Annotated in this window: 14 protein-coding genes; 8 read left to right on the top strand and 6 right to left on the bottom strand. The window is 69.5% G+C overall.

Annotated elements, in window-relative coordinates; genetic code table 11:
* Window positions 1-63 precede the first annotated feature (63 nt).
* The 4 genes from CACI_RS25545 to bla all read right to left on the bottom strand — a co-directional run bounded on the left by CACI_RS25545 (window position 64) and on the right by bla (window position 5,424).
* On the bottom strand, window positions 64-1,992 hold the full coding sequence (locus tag CACI_RS25545; RefSeq protein ID WP_015793754.1) for a glycosyl hydrolase family protein: 1,929 nt from the start codon (window positions 1,990-1,992) through the stop codon (window positions 64-66).
* A 121-nt stretch (window positions 1,993-2,113) separates the two neighbouring features.
* Entirely contained in the window at window positions 2,114-3,787 is a 1,674-nt protein-coding gene (locus CACI_RS25540) for a PP2C family protein-serine/threonine phosphatase (RefSeq protein ID WP_190276633.1), read from the bottom strand.
* A 194-nt stretch (window positions 3,788-3,981) separates the two neighbouring features.
* Entirely contained in the window at window positions 3,982-4,386 is a 405-nt protein-coding gene (locus tag CACI_RS25535; protein ID WP_015793752.1) for a nuclear transport factor 2 family protein, read from the bottom strand.
* A 69-nt stretch (window positions 4,387-4,455) separates the two neighbouring features.
* Window positions 4,456-5,424 (bottom strand): class A beta-lactamase, encoded by a 969-nt coding sequence (bla, locus tag CACI_RS25530; protein WP_015793751.1) that lies wholly within the window; start codon window positions 5,422-5,424, stop codon window positions 4,456-4,458.
* 72 nt (window positions 5,425-5,496) lie between these two features.
* Between bla and CACI_RS25525 the strand changes: the two genes are divergently transcribed.
* Entirely contained in the window at window positions 5,497-5,940 is a 444-nt protein-coding gene (locus tag CACI_RS25525; protein WP_015793750.1) for a VOC family protein, read from the top strand.
* Between the two features lie 4 nt (window positions 5,941-5,944).
* On the opposite strand, the gene CACI_RS25520 is transcribed toward CACI_RS25525, so the two are convergent.
* Window positions 5,945-7,357 carry a flavin-containing monooxygenase gene (locus tag CACI_RS25520; protein WP_015793749.1) on the bottom strand — a complete coding sequence of 471 codons (1,413 nt, stop codon included), beginning with the start codon at window positions 7,355-7,357 and terminating at the stop codon, window positions 5,945-5,947.
* 104 nt (window positions 7,358-7,461) lie between these two features.
* Window positions 7,462-9,021, bottom strand: a complete 1,560-nt coding sequence (locus CACI_RS25515) for an alpha-L-arabinofuranosidase B (RefSeq protein ID WP_015793748.1) — start codon at window positions 9,019-9,021, stop codon at window positions 7,462-7,464.
* A gap of 486 nt (window positions 9,022-9,507) precedes the next feature.
* Here CACI_RS25515 and CACI_RS25510 point away from each other — a divergent pair, with 486 nt between their 5' ends.
* From CACI_RS25510 to CACI_RS25480, 7 genes are all read left to right on the top strand, one after another.
* The gene (locus tag CACI_RS25510; RefSeq protein WP_015793747.1) at window positions 9,508-11,760 is read left to right on the top strand and encodes a sensor domain-containing protein; all 2,253 of its coding nucleotides are present in this window, start codon (window positions 9,508-9,510) and stop codon (window positions 11,758-11,760) included.
* Between the two features lie 7 nt (window positions 11,761-11,767).
* Window positions 11,768-12,436, top strand: coding sequence for an HAD family hydrolase (locus tag CACI_RS25505; RefSeq protein ID WP_015793746.1), 669 nt, complete (start codon window positions 11,768-11,770; stop codon window positions 12,434-12,436).
* A gap of 193 nt (window positions 12,437-12,629) precedes the next feature.
* The gene (locus tag CACI_RS25500; protein ID WP_015793745.1) at window positions 12,630-13,595 is read left to right on the top strand and encodes a 5-dehydro-4-deoxyglucarate dehydratase; all 966 of its coding nucleotides are present in this window, start codon (window positions 12,630-12,632) and stop codon (window positions 13,593-13,595) included.
* Window positions 13,592-14,899, top strand: coding sequence for a glucarate dehydratase family protein (locus CACI_RS25495; protein ID WP_015793744.1), 1,308 nt, complete (start codon window positions 13,592-13,594; stop codon window positions 14,897-14,899). The genes CACI_RS25500 and CACI_RS25495 overlap by 4 nt, the downstream gene beginning before the upstream one ends.
* Before the next feature lie 149 nt (window positions 14,900-15,048).
* A complete protein-coding gene (locus tag CACI_RS25490; RefSeq protein WP_143765391.1) occupies window positions 15,049-16,017 on the top strand; it encodes a hypothetical protein in 969 nt (322 codons plus the stop codon).
* A complete protein-coding gene (locus CACI_RS25485) occupies window positions 16,010-16,834 on the top strand; it encodes an NAD-dependent epimerase/dehydratase family protein (protein WP_015793742.1) in 825 nt (274 codons plus the stop codon). Before CACI_RS25490 ends, CACI_RS25485 begins: the two co-directional genes overlap by 8 nt.
* A gap of 88 nt (window positions 16,835-16,922) precedes the next feature.
* On the top strand, window positions 16,923-17,831 hold the full coding sequence (locus CACI_RS25480) for an aminoglycoside phosphotransferase family protein (RefSeq protein WP_015793741.1): 909 nt from the start codon (window positions 16,923-16,925) through the stop codon (window positions 17,829-17,831).
* The last annotated feature ends 48 nt before the right edge of the window (window positions 17,832-17,879 follow it).

The following is a 17,879-nucleotide window of genomic DNA, read 5'->3' as shown; positions in this document are numbered from 1 at the left end:
TGACAGGTGCGCGGGGCGGGAGCAAACGCGGTCGACTATGTGGGAATCGTGGGCGCCGCCAACCTAGTGCTCGCTCCAGTTCTCACTCGAGCTCCCGTTGCACGTGTAGATCTCAGCGAGCGCATAGTTGGCCGTCGACGCCCCGAACACGCTCAGGCACTTCTCGGACTGCGCCCCGACGATCGTCCCGGCCGCACCCGGCGCCGAGTGCACCATCCACTGCTGGTTCGCCGCGCCGGTGCACGTGTTCACACCCACATACGACTTGTCCGCCGTCGCGCTTCCCTGCACCTCCAGACACAGACCGCTGAACGCGCCGGTGACCGTCCCGTTGGCGTTGACCAGCCAGCTCTCGCCGGCACTGGCGTTGCACGTGTAGATGTCCGACGTCGTCCCGGGCGCGGTGGAACCGCCGGTGACCGACAGGCACTTCCCGGACGGGCTGCCGACCAGCGTGGTCGGGCTCGCGCCGGACGGTGCGGAGAAGGTGATCAGCGCCGTGTCGCCGGCCGGGACGGAGGCGGAGAAGGTGTTCGAGCCGACCGAGGACGACGTCGTCGCCGGCGCGGGCAGCGTCCCGTCGGACTGCACCGTCTTGCCGCCGAGCGTGATCCCGCTCCTGGTGGTCAGGCTGGACGCCGACAGGTCGAACCGCGACGCCGATCCGAACGTCTGCGGCAGGTTCAGCTGCACGCTCGTCGCGCCGTTGGACGCCGGATCCGCCACGTTGTCCAGCACCACCGTGACCGACTTGTCAGCATGCTGGATCGCGTAGGCGCGCACCGTCGCCGAAGACGGGTTGTTGACCTGCAGGAAGTTGCCCGTGCCCGCGGCGTGCACCGCTGCCAGCCCGTAGTACTCCGGCTGCGCGGACACGTTGCCGGCAGCGGCATCCGCCGCGGTCGCCGCGCACAGCGGCGTGTAGTACGGGTAGCTCGTCGTGCCGTAGCACTGCGTCACAGTGCCGTGCATGTAGTACCCGGCCGCACCCTCCTGCGCGAAGTTCAGCTCCTCGTCCACCGCCCACAGCGCCGAGGCGTAGACGTCCGACACGCCCTGAATCCCGCTGCACACCACCGAGTTGCCCTCGTCGATGACCGCCGGCAGCGCCAGCCGCTTCGCGACCGTCACCGCGCTGTCGGCCGCCGAGGTCTCCTTCGCGTGCGTCGAGGAGGACAGCAGGTCGGCGATGCTCGGCGCCGGGTTCGGACTGCCACAGTTCGACAGCGGGTAATGGTGGCTCGTCAGCTCGCTGATTTGCGGGCTCGCCATCGACGCCTGGTCGTTGACGAACGCCGTCTGCAGCGCGCCGGTCGGCGACGTCGCGGCGTCGCTGCCCTCGATCTTCACCCCGGGCGCCGCGGCGGTGATCGCCCGCACGTAGGCGTGGAAGTCGGTGACGTACTGCGCGGAGTTGCCGCTGTACTGCGGATACAGGTCCGGCTCGTTGCCGATCTCGATGTCCTGCAACGACGAGCCGAGCGCGGCCGCGGCGTGCTTGGCCTCGTCGGCGGCGCGGGCCGGGTCGTACTCCTTCATGGTCACACCCAGGATCACCTTCCAGCCGCTCTTCGTGGCCAGGTTCGCCAGCGCGGTCAGATCGGCGGGGGTGATCGTGGCGTCCGCCCACGAGGGCTGCGCCTCATTGGTGGACGTCCAGAAGCTCCGGTCGACCTGGTTGCCGCCGATACGCACGACCGAGGTTCCCAGGGTCTTGAGGTACTGGAACTGGTTACCTTGCCCGAAGCCCGGCAAGGCGAGGAAGGACGCTTCGTAGGACAGACCGACGTCGGCATTCGTCAGCGCCGTACCGGTACCGGCGCTCGAGACGCTGATGACCGCGCTCGCGGTCGGGCTGGCGACCGCGGCAGCCGCCGACGGAGCCTGCGCGGCCAAGGCCGTGGGGATCGCGGCCGCGGCGGACAGCACCACCGCGGCCGCGACGATCGACGTTCGGCGGCGGAGACCGCCGGACTGGGACGCGTGCCGCAAAAGAAGCCTCCTGGCGGGACGGTGTTCACATACATGAACACCTATTGCGTGGGTGAACGGCGCTGATGCTAAATGCCAGGAAACCCGCCGTCTACGGATTCTTGTTGCGCAACTGCCTGACTTACCGAGGCGTCGCGCGAGTGGCCAGAATCGCGATGTCGTCCTCGACCGCAGGCGGCGCGACCAGCCGCAGCGCGTCGTCGAGAAGATCCTCCAACCCGCCCCCGGCGGGCAGCGGCAGTGCTGCGAGCCGGGCGAGGGAGACGTCGATGTCCTCGCCGCGCCGCTCCACGAGACCGTCGGTGTACATCAACAACACCTGATCGGCTCGCAGATCGACGATCGCCTGCTCGTACCCGCCGTACCCGGTCCCCAGCGGCGGACCGGTGGGAATGGCGACCAACTCGGTCGGGCGCCCCGCGGAGAACAGCGCCGGCGGCAGATGCCCGGCGCTGGCGAACGTCCAGCGCCCCCGGTTCGGATCGGCGACGCCGAGCAGGCACGTCGCCGGCCGCGCCGACTCGTCCTGCGAGATCAGGGTGTCCAGATGCCGCAGAATCCCGTGCGGTGGCAGGTCCATGCCCCCGGCGTCACGGATCGCCGAGCGATAGATGCTCATGTCGACCGCCGCCTCGACGCCGTGTCCCATGACGTCGCCCATCACCAGCAGCGTCCGTCCGAACGGCAGCCGGACGATCTCGTACCAGTCGCCGCCGACCAGCGCGCGGTTGCCGGAGGGCAGGTAGCGCGCGGCGACTTCGAGGTTCGCGTGCGGACGCCCCGGCTCGACCAGCAGCGCACGCTGCAGCTCCAGCGTCACGCTCTGGGAGTCGGCGTACTGCCGCGCGTTCTCGATACTGACCGCGGCCCGATCGGCGAGGTCTTGGATCAGCACGGTGTCGTCGTCGCTGAACCCCGGCGAGCCGCCACGGCTGCTGCGCGCCAGCGTCATCACGCCGACCAGCTGCCCGCGCGCACTCAACGGAACAGCGAGGATCGAGTCCACACCGGCCATCCGATAGGCGGCCAGGGCTTCGACGCTCTCTGCCCAGTCTTCCAACTCCCTGTCGGACAACTGGTTGCCGACCACTAACCGGCTCTCGGCCAGACTCCGCGCGACCGCCGATTCGGCACCGGGCCGCACCGAGGCGCCGGGCAGGGCGAGCGCGCCGAGCCGGCGGCGCAGATCCGGAGCGCAGGCCAGGGCCGCCCGGCGCAGCCGGGGCGCCTCCAACGAGCCGGAACCGCTCGGACCCGGGCCCGGACCGGCGCCGCGATCGGCGATCCCATACGGCATCACCTCGACGATCGTCAGATCGGCCATCGTCGGCACGGTGAACTCGGCCACCTCGATGCAGGTGATGTCCACGTCCAGCGTAGTGCCGATGCGCTCGGCGGCGGCACCCTGCACAGCCAATCGGCGCCGCGCCAGGTCGAGACCGGTCTGCTCAGGCGTCGCGGGCCCGGTCACGGCCGCCACGACCCCGGTGATCCGGCCGTCGGCCGCCAACCGCCGATAGCGGACGTGCCAGCCGGTCGCCGTCGCGGTGACCGGTCCGGACGCGCCGCCGTCGGCGTCGTCCCGGACGTTCCCGCCGAGCAGCACCCGGCTGATCGCGGGCAGATCGGCGGCGAACGGCGTCGCGACGACCGGCCTGTTCAGAATCTGAGACGCCGCCAGGTCGGTCGTGCTGAAGAAGGCGGCGTTGGCGTAGACCCAACGCAGTTCCGCGTCGAGCAGGCCCATCCCGACCGGAGCTTCGGCGAGCACGTCGAGCAGCAGCTCGGAGCTCAACGACGCGACGGTACCGAGCAGGGCGTCGGCGCGCCCTCCTGGACGATCACTCCGCGAGGCTCCGCCGTCTCGTTCCATCCGTGGCCTTCCGCACGACGATGTGCTGCCATGTTCACCCGGTTGTCTCATCGTAGGTGAACACGCGCCCCGAAGTCCTGATGGGGACAGTTCTCGGGACCGTCGGCCCAGACAGATCACGCCTTCGTGATGTCCCGCCCCGGCATCGGCTCGGCGATGGCCGCGCGCCAGGTCGGCGCGCCGAAAGCGTCGCCGAAGTACTGCGTCTCATGGACCACCTGCTCGCCGGCGAACTGCATGATGCTCACCGAGTAGCTCGGCACGCCGTCATAGGTGATGACGCACTCGCTCACCCACAGATCCCGCACCCCGGTGATCCGTAGCACGGTGAAGTGCCGATCGGCGGGATGCCCGCCGCGCTGCGCCGCGATCGTGGCCCGGCCGCGGAACCGCTCGCCGGACTGCGGGTAGTCCAGGATCGCGTCCTCGGCGTAGAGCGCGTGCTCGGCCTCGACGTCTCCGCGCTCCGATGCCTGCCAGTGCTCCTCGATCGCGGCCTTTGTGCGGGCCTCAGAGTCCATCGCGGTGTCCCTTCTGGTGATGGACCCATCTTCACGCGCCTGTCCGTCCGCCGCGCGCCGGCGCGCAGCTCACCCGAGCTGCTGAAGGGCGACCTTCGTGGCGTCGGCGATCAGGGCGTCGGCGGAGGTCGCGTCCTTGCCGTCGCGATGGGAGAGCACTGCGATCACGATCGGCGCGCGGTGCGGCGGCCACAGGACGGCGATGTCGTTGCGCGTGCCGTAGTCGCCGTTGCCGGTCTTGTCCCCGACCGTCCAGCCCGCCGGCACCGCAGCCCTGATGTACGGGCCGCCGGTGGTGTTCGCCGTCAGCCACGAGGTCAGCAACGCACGCCGCTGCGGGGACAGCGCGTTGCCAAGTACATACGCGCGCAAATCCTCAGCCATGGCACGGGGTGTGCTGGTGTCGCGCACGTCGCCCGGCACCGCGGAGTTGACCGCCGGCTCGGGACGGTCGGCATCGGTCGTCGCGTCATTCATGCCGCGCAATGCCGTCTGCAACCCCGCCGGTCCGCCGAGCCGATCGAGCATGAGGTTCAGCGCGGTGTTGTCGCTGACCTCGATCGCCGCCGTCATCACCGCGGTGAGGGTCATGCCGTCGTTGACGTGCTGGGAGGTGACGGGGGAGTAGTCGACGAGATCCGAGGCGGAGTAGTGGATGGTCTGGGCGAGTTGCGCATCGGTGTCACGGTGCAGGAGCTCGGCGGCGGCCAGAGCCTTGATCGTCGAACAGAACGCGAACCGCTGGTCCGCCTGGTACCCGACCGTGCGTCCCGAACCGGTGTCCACGGCGTAGACGCCGAGCTGCGCCTGATAGTGCGCCGCGATCTGCGCGAACGCCGCCGAATCGGTGTCGGTGCTTGCGGACGTGCTCGCTGCCGACGAAGCTGCCGGAGTCGATGATGTCGATGAAGCTGACGGAACCGAGGATGTCGGCGCGTTCGAAGCCGAAGAACACCCGCCAAGCGCCGCCGCCACCAAGGCGAGCGAAGCCGCGACCGAAACCGTGCGGACAACGATCCGTTCCGTGAATCTCCTCATGACAGCAACCCTGTCCGGGATGATCGATCCGGTCAAAGACCCGAACACTGAGGCTCCAGGAAGGAATCGGCGATGTCCGTCCGCTACCAGCTGGTGATCGACTGCACCGACCCCGATCGCCAGGCGCGCTTCTGGGCTGCCGCGCTGGGCTACGAACTCGCACCGCCCCCGGCCGGTTTCGCGACGTGGAACGACTACTACCGCGACCTCGGGCTGCCGGAGGAGGATCTGATCGACGGCGCGGACCGCATCAGCGATCCGCTCGGCGGCGGTCCGGCGATCTGGTTCAACGTGGTGACCGAGCCGAAGGCGGTGAAGAACCGGCTGCACATCGACATCCACGCCAGCGGCGAGCGGTCCGACCCGCTCGAGATCCGCAAGCAGCGCGTGGATGCCGAAGCCCGGCGCCTGGCGAGCCTCGGCGCGACCATCACCGTCGTCATGTGCCAGGAAGGACTCGACCATTACGCGGTCGGGATGAAGGACCCTGAGGGCAACGAGTTCGATATCAACTAGAACATCAACCAGAGCCCAGCGTCCTCCACGCCGCGCCCAGCGTCTCCCGGAAGTCGGTGGAGTACGACCGCCGCGTCCACTGTGCCATCCGCACGCGCCACGGCAGTACGGCGTGCATGTCGCTCAGCATGTGGTCGATGTTCCCCAGCGAGCGCGGGAGGACCACCGTGCCGCTCGCGTACTTGCCGCGCATGCGCGCCTTGCGTGCCTCCAGATCCGCGCCGACCTGCACCTTCCGGGCAGTCGGCGACGGCAGCGTCAGGGCGCCGGCCAGGTGCGCCGCGATCCAGGTCGTGCCGACCTCGGCGCTCAGCGAGCTGATCAGCGAGGTGTTGTAGCCGGCGAAGGTCAGGTTCGGGATGTCGTGGGGCAGGACATTGCGGAACAGTTCGAAGTCGCCGTCCGCGTTCTGCGCGCTGAGCGGCGAGCCCAGGAACGGCACGCTCTGCACGAAGCCGGTGGCGGCGACGATCAGGTCGGCGGCGAGCACGCTGCCGTCGTCGAGCACCGCTTGCGGACCGTCCTGGCCGCGCAGCTCGACGATGGAACGGTCGCGCCGGACCGCGATCGTGCCGGCGCGCACCGCGTCGAAAAACCCGTCGGTCGCCATGCTGGCGCTGCTGGACGCGATGTCATCGAAGCGCCCGGGCGGGATCAGTCCTATGGCAGCCAGACCGTGCTTCTTGACCGTCGCCCTGCTCACGGCGCCGAACAGCGGCCCGAAGCGCCGCGGGTTGGCGAACAGCGTCTCGCCCAGGCGGGTCATCGCCACGTCCTCGAAATGCTTGCCGGCCAGCACCTTCGTGGCCTTCCACAGCAGTCGGCGCGGGACCATCGTGACCGAAGCGGCGACCGTCGACAGCGCCATCGCGGTGTCGCACGCCGACTTGCCGAAGCCGACCACCACGACGTGCTTGCCGCGTGCGTCGTCCAGGGTGAGGTGCTGCGACGGTGCTTTGACGACGCCACCGGCATCGGCGTGCCCGGCACGTCCCGGCCAGTCGGGGATCGCCGGACGCGAGAACACGCCGTTCGCTATGACCAGGTGTGCGGCCTCGACGCTCTCACCGGAGTCCAGGCTCACCTTCCAGCCGGCGGCGGTGGGCTCGGCCAGCGTGACGCCGGTGCCCAGCCGCAGGTTCGCGGCGATGCCGAAGCGGTCGACGTAGCTGCGCAGATAGGAGTGCCACTGCTCGGCGCTGGGGTAGTCGGGCCACGAAGCCGGCGCGGGGTGGTCGGAGTACTCGTAGGTCATCCGCGTGTTCTGCGTGGTCAGACCTGGGTAGTGGCGCGTGGGACTCCACACGCCGCCGAATTCCGGCTCGGTGTCGAAGGTCGTGACCTCATGCCCCACGGCGGTGAGCACCTTGGTCGCGGCCAGCCCGGCGATCCCGGCTCCGATGACGGCGATCTGCATGGGCCAAAGTGTCACAGAAGGCTGATGGCGTGGATAGATGCCGGTCACGCCGTCGGGGGAATCCCTGGGCGACGGCGCGACCGGCCGGTGAGATCAGCTGGGATTTAGGCCCACGGAGTGCTCACGACCCAGCTGGTGTCGTCGGCCCAGGACGTGGTGCTGTCCCAGGCGTTCGAGCCGCCGTTGCTGGCGATGTAGGCGGTGTAGTTGAAGTGCCGGATGTACTTGGTGTTGTAGTTCACCGATTGGAACGACGTGCCCTGGCCGCTGTTCCCGGCCTTCGGGCAGAACGTCGCGTCCTGGGCGAACACCGAGGATCCGTCGTTCGCCGCGATGTAGAGCTCGTAGTTGTAATGCCGGAGGAACTGCCCGGAATCGTTGGCGGACTCGAAGGACACGCAGGAGCTGTCGGCCAGACCGGCGCGGACGATCCACGTCGCGTCGGCCTTGTCGGTCGCCGAGCTGCTGGAGGAGATGGCCGAGATGACGGCCTTGGTGTCGGCGTCGTCATGGCGGAGGTAGTCGCTGGTGCAGCATGAGGTCGTCGCGCGCACCGAGATGCGCGAGCCGGGCGTCAGACCGCCGGAGCTCGAGCCGGAGCTGTATCCGGCGGCGACGATGTTGGCCTGGACCGAGTTCTCGGTGGCGTCCGAGGGGTAGCCGGAGGTCATGACGCCTTCGTAGAAGGTTCCCGCCGATCCCTTGCTGTTGTCGCCGCCGATGCCGAGGATGATCGCACCCTGCTTGCGCATCGGGTTGTAGCCCGAGACGTTGGGCCGCGGTCCGCTGTAGAAGGTGGACAGGCCACCGGATTGTGCGTTACCGCCTCGGATCGCCCACTTGTTGGCGGTGCCCTTGATGATGGCGGTGGTGTAGCGGTAGTTGATCGTGGGGTCGTTGGCGTTGTAGCCGGCGTTCTGCCCGGAGTACAGGCCGTTCTCCATGTCCGCCATGATCCACGGACCGTTTCCGGAGCCGTATCCCCAGACCTTGATGTTGCCGAAGTAGATGGCTTCCATGGTGCCGTTGCCATCGTCGTTGTTGTTGGTCTCGGCGTTGCCGTAGTCGAAGCAGCAGCCGCCGTTGTAGTGCGTACCGTCGAAGACGGCGTACTCACCCTCGGCGTTGTCGCCGGTGGCGATGCCGTTGGTGTGGTCGTTGCGGTAGCCCGTGCCGGCCGCGACGTAGACGCCGTAGGCCTTGTGCCCGTTGAGCACGGTCGGGGCGGCGTAGGCGTTGGCGAGGTTGTCCGGTCCTCCGGCCGCGCCGCCGGCCGGGGCGTCGGTGAGGTTGTTGCCGCGTCCGGACTGGTCGTAGATGACCGTGATGACGCAGGACGTGTTAGCGCAGAAGGAGTCCTGCGCTGCGGCGTTGGCATAACCTCCGGCGCTCAGGACGCCGATGTTCGCCGTGGCACTGTCCGAGGCGCGCCGCACTTGGTACAGGCTGCCGTTGTAGGACCCGTACAGCGCGCGCGTGGTGCTATGCGCGGCGACGCACGGCGTACCGCCCGAGGCGTAGATATCGCAGGGCCCGGTGACGGCGGCGTGCGAAACCGCGGTCGTCTCCACGGCGATGCCGAAGGTCAGCGCCAGCACGGCGCCGGCCGCCAGCACCTTGCGTCTGAACGTGGACAGACGCGACAGGCGTGATCCGAGGGCCATACGGGGTCTCCTTTGCTGGTGGGGATGGCTGAGGAGCAGCGGTGGGGAACTGTGGGGGAACTGTGGGGAAGAGCTGTGCGGAGCAGTGTTACCGGTAACATCGCCGCCTCGCGCGCACCCCGTGATCACAAAAGGGGATTTTGGGGGGCGCGACTACCGCGACGCCCCTCACTATCACCGGCCGAAGATGGCGCGTCAAGGTTTCCACCACGTGAATCTTCGTGGACGAAGAAACCTGTTTCTCACCCGCCCGTGCACACGGCTCGACATGGTCGATCCACCCGGTCTGGCGCCTCGGCTTTACCGTCGTGCGAGCGCCGGGTTTAGCATGTTAAGGACTGAAGGCTTCAGCACGAGCACAGCGCATGGCGCAGTCAGGCCGGTCGTCCGTGCGCGGATCGGGTCGGCGCGATGTCCGTCGGGAATCAGAAAACGCCAGGTCGGGATGCTGGTGCGGCGCGTATAGAGGTCGATGTTGCTCCTGAGGTGAGCGTCGAGGCTGAGGCTGAGGCCGGTACGGGCAGCGCCGCTCCCGCACCTGACGCTGCTCCCGGCGCCGTCCCCGACGCCCCCGCCGCGACCGCCGATGGCGCCGAGGCGACTGCCACCGGCGACGCGGCCGCCGCCACCGACGTCCCCCGCCTGGACCAGGACGAACTCGACCGCATCTGCCTCTACAACCTCCTGTCCGCCTGCGCCGACACCATCTTCTTCAAGGACCGGGAGTCGCGCTTCATCCGGGTGAGCCGTAGTCAGGCCGACCTCACCGGTGCCGAGAGTCCCACGGAGATGATCGGCAAGACCGACTTCGACTACTTCACCTCCGCGCATGCCGGGAACGCGTTCCAGGACGAGCAGAAGATCATTCGGACTGGCGTCCCGATGTTCGACATCCGTGAGGCGAACACGTTGCCGGATGCCTCTGAGCGAGTCTTCAGCTGTAGCAAGCAGCCTCTGCGGGACTTCGACGGCATGATCATCGGCACCTTCGGCATCTCCCGTGACATCACCGCGCGGACCACCACCGAGGCGCAGCTGCGGGCCAAGACCGCTGAGCTCGACCGGATCGGGACCGAGCTGCGCGCGCTGATCGAGTCCAGTCCTGACCCGATGTGCCGGTTCGACCGGCAGCTGCGCTACACCTACGCCAACCCCGCTGCGCTGCGGGTGGCCGGCGTGCCCGAGAGCGAGCTGGTCGGGCGGACCAACCGGGAGGCGGGGCATCAGGAAAAGTTCGTGCGGGAGTGGGAGCAGACGCTGCGGCGGGTGTTGCGGACCGGTGTCGGCGACGAGGTGGAGCACGACCTGGTGCTGGCGGGGACTCGGCGCTTCTTCCACACGCGGCTGGTCCCGGAGCGGGACGCGACGGGCACCGTGGTGAGCGTGCTGACCGTCAGCCACGACCTGACCGACCGCAAGCGCATCGAGGACGCCCTGGCCGAGCAGGCCGTGCGCGACCCGCTGACCCACCTGGCCAACCGCGCGCTGCTCGTCGACCGGATCGATCAGGCACTGGCCAAGATGCGCGTGCAGGGCGGCCGGCTCGCGGTGCTGTTCCTGGACCTGGACCGGTTCAAGGTGGTCAACGACAGCCTCGGCCACGCCGCCGGCGACGCCCTGCTCGTGGCCACCGCCGCTCGGCTGCGCAGCGCCGTACGCCAGGGCAGCGACCTGGTCGCGCGCTTCGGCGGCGACGAGTTCGTGATCCTGTGCGAGCATGTCCAGGGACGCAAGGACGCCGCGGACGTGGCCCGCCGGGTCACCCGCGCCCTGTCCGCCCCCTTCGAGCGCGACGGCCAGCCGATCCACATCAGCGCCAGCATCGGCATCGCCGTCACGTCCGACCCGATGACGACGGCCGACGAGCTGCTGCGGGACGCCGACGCCGCCATGTTCCGGGTCAAGGCGCGCAACCACGGCTCGGGCAGCTACATCTTCTTCGACGACAGCGTCCGCGAGGAGGCGGTCTCCCGGCTCTGGCTGGAAGGCGAGCTGCGCCGTGCGATCGAGGAGAAGGAGTTCCGCCTCGTCTACGAACCCGTGTACAACCTGCGCGACCGGCAGATCATCGGGATGGAGGCCCTGATCCGCTGGCAGCACCCCGAACGCGGCCTGCTCCCGCCGTCCACGTTCATCGAGATCGCAGAGGACTGCGATCTCATCGTGCCCATCGGCCGCTGGGTCCTGCACGAGGCGTGCGGGCAGCTCGCCGTCTGGAACCGGCGCCGCGATCCCGGCAAGCCGCCGCTGACCATGGCGGTGAACCTGTCCCCGCGCCAGCTCAACGACGAAGGGCTGGTCGCCGAGGTCGCCAACGCCCTGCGCGGCAGCGGGCTCGAGCCCGAGCAGCTGACCCTGGAGGTCACCGAGACCGCCGTGCACGAGGCTCCGCAGTTCGCCCAGGCGGTCCTGTCGCAGGTCTCTGATCTGGGCGTGCAGATCGCGCTCGACGACTTCGGCACCGGCTACTCCTCCCTGGGCCACCTGCGCCGCATCCCCGCCAACGCGCTGAAGATCGACCGTGCCTTCGTCAACGGCCTGGAGCACAAGGGCGGCGACACCGCGATCGTCACCGCCGTCGTCACCATGGCGCACGCCCTGGGCATGATCACCGTCGGCGAGGGCATCGAGAGCGAGGCCCAGTACGAGTACCTGCGCGCGCTCGGCTGCGACCAGGGCCAGGGCTACCTGTTCGCCGAGCCGGTCTCCGCCGCGGCGTTCGAGACGCTGCACCTATGATCACCGCATGCGGTTCGCCTTCTTCGACCTCGACGACACCCTCGTGGACGCCAAGGCGGCCCTGCGCGCCTGGTCCCTGGACTTCGCCGCCGAGTACGTCCCCGGCGGTCCCGACGCCGCCGCCGATGTCTTCCTCCGCGTGGTCGCCGCCGAAAGCTGGCCGGGCTTCGTCGCCGACGCCCGCGCGCACTACGGCATAACCGCCCCCGACGAGGAACTCATGGCGCAGGTCGCCGCGGTGTTCCCGGGCAAGTTCGTGTTGGAGCACCAGGTCCGCCGCGCGCTGACCGAGCTGCGCGGCGAAGGCTGGCGCCTCGGCGTGGTCACCAACGGATCCACCGCCGTGCAGCAGGCCAAGGTGGACAGCGTCGGACTGCGCCCCCACGTCGACGCGGTCATCGACTCCGAAGCCGCCGGCCACCGCAAACCGCATCGCCGGATCTTCGAGATAGCAGCCCACGAACTCGGCGTCGAGCTGGGACCGCACGGCTGGATGGTCGGCGACCGGCTGGACAAGGACATCGCCGGGGGAGCGGCCGCCGGACTGCGGACCATCTGGATCTCGCAGGGCGAGGCGCTGCCCGAGGTGATGCCCGAGGGGGTTTCGCGGCCGACGCACGTCGTGGCGACGATCGCTGAGGCGTTCGCGATCGTCCGAGCGTCCAGCTCGGTGTGACCGTCGCGAGGTGCAGCTTGAGGGCATGGTGAGTTGTTTTCCGACATGCGGAGATAACAAGCCCGTCGCATGTGAGCGTTAACCATCCGCACGACCCCGCGTGGGCGTCGAAAGCTTAAGCGTGCTACCCCTGGATCATGAGGTACGGACGCGCCACCGCCACCGGCGCCGCCGCAAGCTGAAGGAAGGCACCATGAGTACCCTGACAGACCGCCTCGACGGCCTGCTCTTCTTCCCTGTCACGCCGTTCACCCCGGACCAGGGGCACGTCGACCTCGACGCCTTCGCGGCGCATCTGGAGAGCCGGCTGGCGCTGCTGGATCCGGCGCGTCCTGGGCTGTCGGCGGTGTTCGCGGCGTGCGGGACCGGCGAGTTCTTCTCGCTGGACCAGCGCGAGTACGCCGAGGTGCTGCGGGTCGCGGTGCAGGTCACGGCGGGGCGGGCGCCGGTGCTCGGCGGTGTCGGCTACGGGGCGCCGCTGGCCGCGTCGTTCGTGCGGGCCGCTGAGCAGGCCGGGGTCGACGGGCTGCTGGTCCTGCCGCCCTACCTGGTCTCCGGCAGCCAGCAGGGGCTCGCCGACCACTATCGGAGCATCGCCGCCTCCACCGAGCTGGACCTGATCATCTACCAGCGCGACAACGTCACCTTCGCCCCGGAGACCGTCGCGGACCTGGCCGAGGTGCCGAACATCATCGGGTTCAAGGACGGCCGGGGCGACCTGGACCTGATGCAGCGCATCGTCGCGGCGGTCCGCATGCGGCACGGCGCCGACCGCCTGTTGTTCCTCAACGGCCTGCCCACCGCCGAGATGACGCAGCTCGCCTACCGCGGGATCGGCGTCCCGCTGTACTCCTCGGCGGTGTTCTGCTTCGCCCCGGACATCGCGCTGGCGTTCTACCACGCCTGCCGCGAGGGCGACGGGGCGCTCGCCGACGCGCTGATCGACCGCTTCTACAAGCCGCTGGTCGAGCTGCGCAACAAGGGCGCCGGCTACGCGGTCTCGCTGGTGAAGGCCGGTGTGCGCCTGGACGGGCTGGACGCCGGACCGGTGCGCTCACCGCTGACCGAGCCGGCTCCGGAGCACCTGGAGCAGCTCGAGCAGCTGATCGCCGACGGCCGCGCGGTCCTGGCCGAGCACAAGGTCGGAGCCGCGGCGTGAGCACTCAGGCAGGTCGGGGCGGCAGCGAGAGCACGCAGCGCGGACCGGTCGTCACCGGCGTCGACATCACCCCGGTCGCGATCGCCGATCCGCCGCTGCTGAACGCCTCCGGCGTGCACGAGCCGTTCCAGCTGCGCTCGATCATCCAGGTCCGCACCGACGCCGGCATCACCGGCGTCTCCGAGGCCTACGGCGACGACGCCACCCTCGCCCAGCTGCGCCAAGCCGCCGCGACCCTCCCGGGCCTGGACGTCTTCCACCTCAACGACCTCACCCGGCGCGTCTCCGGCGCCCTGGCCTCGGCGTCGGCCTCCTCGCCGACCGAGCTGATCGGTGCCGCCAGCGCGGACAAGACCGTCGCGCAGGCGGTCTCGGCGTTCGAGGTGGCGTGCTTCGACATCCAGGGCAAGGCGACCGGCAAGCCGGTGGTGGACCTGCTCGGCGGCGCGGTGCGCGACCGCGTCGACTTCAGCGCCTACCTGTTCTACAAGTGGGCTGAGCACCCCGGCGACTACCCCGCCGACGACTGGGGCGCGGCGCTGGATCCGGACGGCATCGTCGCGCAGGCCCGCCGCATGGTGGAGCTGTACGGCTTCGGCTCGCTGAAGCTCAAGGGCGGTGTCTTCGCCCCCGAAGAGGAGGTCGCGGCGGTCAAGGCGCTGCGGGCGGCCTTCCCGGACCGTCCGGTCCGGCTGGACCCGAACGCGAACTGGTCGGTGGAGACCAGCCACCGGGTCGCTGCGGCGCTGGAAGGCGAACTCGAATACCTGGAGGACCCGACCGCCGGCATCCCCGGCATGGCCGAGGTCGCGGCGAAGACATCGCTGCCGCTGGCGACGAACATGTGCGTGACCGGGTTCGCCGAGATCCCCGAGGCGGTGCGGCTGGGCGCGGTCCAGGTGATCCTGTCCGACCACCACTTCTGGGGCGGGTTCCGGGCGACGCAGGCCTTGGCAGGGCTCTGCGAGACCTTCGGGCTGGGACTGTCGATGCACTCGAACACGCACCTGGGCATCAGCCTCGCCGCGATGACGCACCTGGCTGCCGCCACGCCGAACCTGACGTACGCGCTGGACACGCATTCGCCGTGGAAGACCGAGGAGGTTATCGCCGGCGGTCCGCTGCGGTTCGTCGGCGGCGCGCTGACGGTGCCCGAGGGTCCGGGTCTGGGCGTCGCCGTCGACGAAGACGCGCTGGCACGGCTGCATGAGCAGTACCTGACCTGCGGATTCCGTAAGCGCGACGACGCGACGTGGATGCGCCGGGTGCAGCCGGAGTTCACCGGACGGCGGCCGAGGTTCTGATGGACGCCGGGATCTATGTGTATCCGTGGGACGTCGTCGGGGATCCGGCGGCGGCTGAGCGGATCGCCGGGCTCGGCGTCGGACACGCGACCGTCGCAGCGTTCTACCATGCGACGCGCGCGCTGACGCCGCGGCATCCGGCGCACCGGGTGATCGTCGCCGAGCGGAGCGCTGCGTATCTGCCGGTCGGTTCGGCGTGGTCGGGGCTGCTGCCGGAGGCTCAGGGCTGGGTTCCGGGGCAGGACGTGTTCGGGGAGACGGCGTCGGCGCTGGCGGGCGCGGGCGTGGCGACGCATGCGTGGGTGGTGGTCGATCACGTCGACGGCTTTGACGGGCCGCATGTGGTCAACGCTTACGGCGATGTGTATCCGTGGGCGCTGTGTCCGGCGAATGAATCAGTCCTCGAATACGCGGTCGGATTGGCGGCGGTGGTCGCCGAGCGTCCGGATATCGCAGGGGTCGAATTCGAAGCCGCCGGATGGTACGGGTTCGACCACCTGAACCAGCACGACAAGGTGGCCGGTATTCCGTTGTCCGAGGACGAGCAGTTCCTGTTCTCGCTGTGCTTCTGTCCTGCGTGCTGCGCTGCCTATCGCGAGGCTGGTGTGAACGCCGCGCAGTTGCGTTCGGCGGTTCGTGCGCGGCTGGATGCGACGTTCGAGGGTCGTGTCGGTGCGGTGTTCGACGCGGACTTGGGCGATGCGGTGGCTGCGATGCGCGGTCGGGTCGCGGATCGGTTGCGGGAGGCGATGGTGCGCGAGGTGCGTTCTCAGCGGTCTGATCCGGGCTTCGCAGTGTCCTTCCATGCGACTCCGCGACCGCGTGTGAGCCTGGCCAATACCGGGCTGGACATGGCGACGCTGCCGAGTGGGACCAGCGGCGTTGTGGTCAACTGCTGGAAAGGGAGCGCGGAGCCGGTCGCAGCTTCGGTCGGGCACGGCGTGGATGTCTACGCCGGTCTGCTCGGCATTCGCGGCATGGGCGGCGATCCGGACGGACTGGCGCGGGTCATCGGCGATGTTCGCGCGGCTGGGGCTGCCGGAGTTCGGATCTACCACGCCGGGCTGGCCGGCGCCGATGACCTGACGGCGATCGGAAAGGCGCTGGCGGATGCCTGAGGATGTGAGCGAGAGCGCCGGGCGGCGGATGCTGATCACCGGTGCCGCCGGGGGAGTGGGGACGTTCCTGCGCACCGGTTTGGCGGCGCTCGGCTGGCAGCTGCGGTGCTTGGATCTGCGGATGCCGGACGATCCCGGTGGGGCGGAGTGGATTGTCGGCGACATCAGCGACGCCGCGACGCTCGACGCCGCGATGGCGGGCATCGACGTGGTGATCCACCTGGCGGCAATTCCCATCGAAGACCACTTCGACGCGATTCTGCACGCCAACATCGACGGCACGTACCGGGTCTTCGACGCCGCGGCGCGCGCCGGCGTGCCGCGCTTCCTGTTCGCCAGCAGCAACCACGCGGTCGGGTACTACGAGCGCTCGTCGCTGGGCAACGGACGCATCCCAGCCGACGCGCGGACCCGCCCCGACACGTTCTATGGCGTATCGAAGGTCTTCGGCGAAGCAATCGGCTCCTTCTACCACGACCGCCACGGGCTTCAGGTGGCATGCGTGCGCATCGGCGCCTGCTACGCCGAGCCCAAGACCCGCCGCATGCTGGACACCTGGTTCAGCCCCGGCGACGCCGTGCGACTCTTCCACACCCTGGCGACCACACCGGACCTGGGCTACGAGATCGTCTACGGCGTCTCAGCCAACCGCACCGCCTGGGGCAACCTGGACTCCGCCCGCCGCCTGGGCTACGAACCGCAGGACGACTCCTCAGCCTTCGCCGACCGCTTCGCCAACCAGCCGATCGACCCCGACGACCCCGAGGTCCGCTACCTCGGCGGGGACTTCACCACCGCGACGCCGGGTCCGCGCTGACTCGCTATCGCTGACGGCTGACGACTCGCCATTGATCGTGCAGGAGTGTTCAGGAGTCGCGACCGCGTGCGAGACTTCCGCGGTGCAGATGCATGACGATCAGCTGACCGTGTCCGAAGACATCGTCCGAGGGCTCGTCGACGAACAGTTCCCGCAGTGGCGCGAACTGCCCGTCACGCAGCTCGCTTCGCAGGGCACGGTCAACGCCATCTTCCGCATCGGCGACCGGCTCGCGGCCCGGCTTCCGCTCAAGCCCGGCCCGCCCGCCACGATCCGCCGCGAGCTCGAGGCCGAAGCCGAGGCGTCCCGCGAACTGGCCGGCAGCACCCGCTTCCCCACCCCCGAGCCGGTCGCGCTCGGCGAACCCGGCGCCGGCTACCCGGCGCCCTGGTCCGTCCAGACCTGGCTGCCCGGCGCGACGGCCACCGAAGAGGACCCGCACGCCTCGATCCCGTTCGCTCACGACCTGGCCGAGTTCATCGGCGGCGTCCGTGCGCTGGACACGCGCGGCCGCGTCTTCGGCGGCAAAGGCCGGGGCGGCGACCTGCGTGCGCATGACGCGTGGATGGACACGTGCTTCGAGCGCAGCGAGCACCTTCTTGACGTGCCGCGCCTGCGCGACTTGTGGGCGGTTCTGCGCGACCTGCCTCGCACCGACCCCGACCGGATGACCCACGGCGACCTGATCCCCGGCAACGTCCTGGTCGCCGACGGCCGCCTGACCGGTGTCCTGGACGCTGGCGGCCTGGCAGCGGCCGACCCCGCCCTCGACCTCGTCGCCGCCTGGCACCTGCTCGACGCCGAGCCACGCCGCGCCCTGCGCGAAACCCTCGCCTGCGACGACCTGCAATGGCAACGCGGCAAGGCCTGGGCATTCCAGCAAGCCATGGGCGTGGTCTGGTACTACCTCGACACCAACCCGGCGATGAGCCGGATGGGGCGCCGCAGCCTGGACCGCATCCTCGGCGACGCTGACGATCTCGCTGACGGTTCCTGAAGACCTCCGCCTCACCGAGGGTGAATTCGAACACTGAGTTATTGGCTA

Origin of the sequence: Catenulispora acidiphila DSM 44928, from assembly GCF_000024025.1 — a bacterium.
In the GTDB taxonomy this organism is placed as follows: domain Bacteria; phylum Actinomycetota; class Actinomycetes; order Streptomycetales; family Catenulisporaceae; genus Catenulispora; species Catenulispora acidiphila.
The sequence above is the reverse complement of the archived record's forward strand: the minus strand, read 5'-3'. Positions and strand labels throughout refer to the sequence as shown.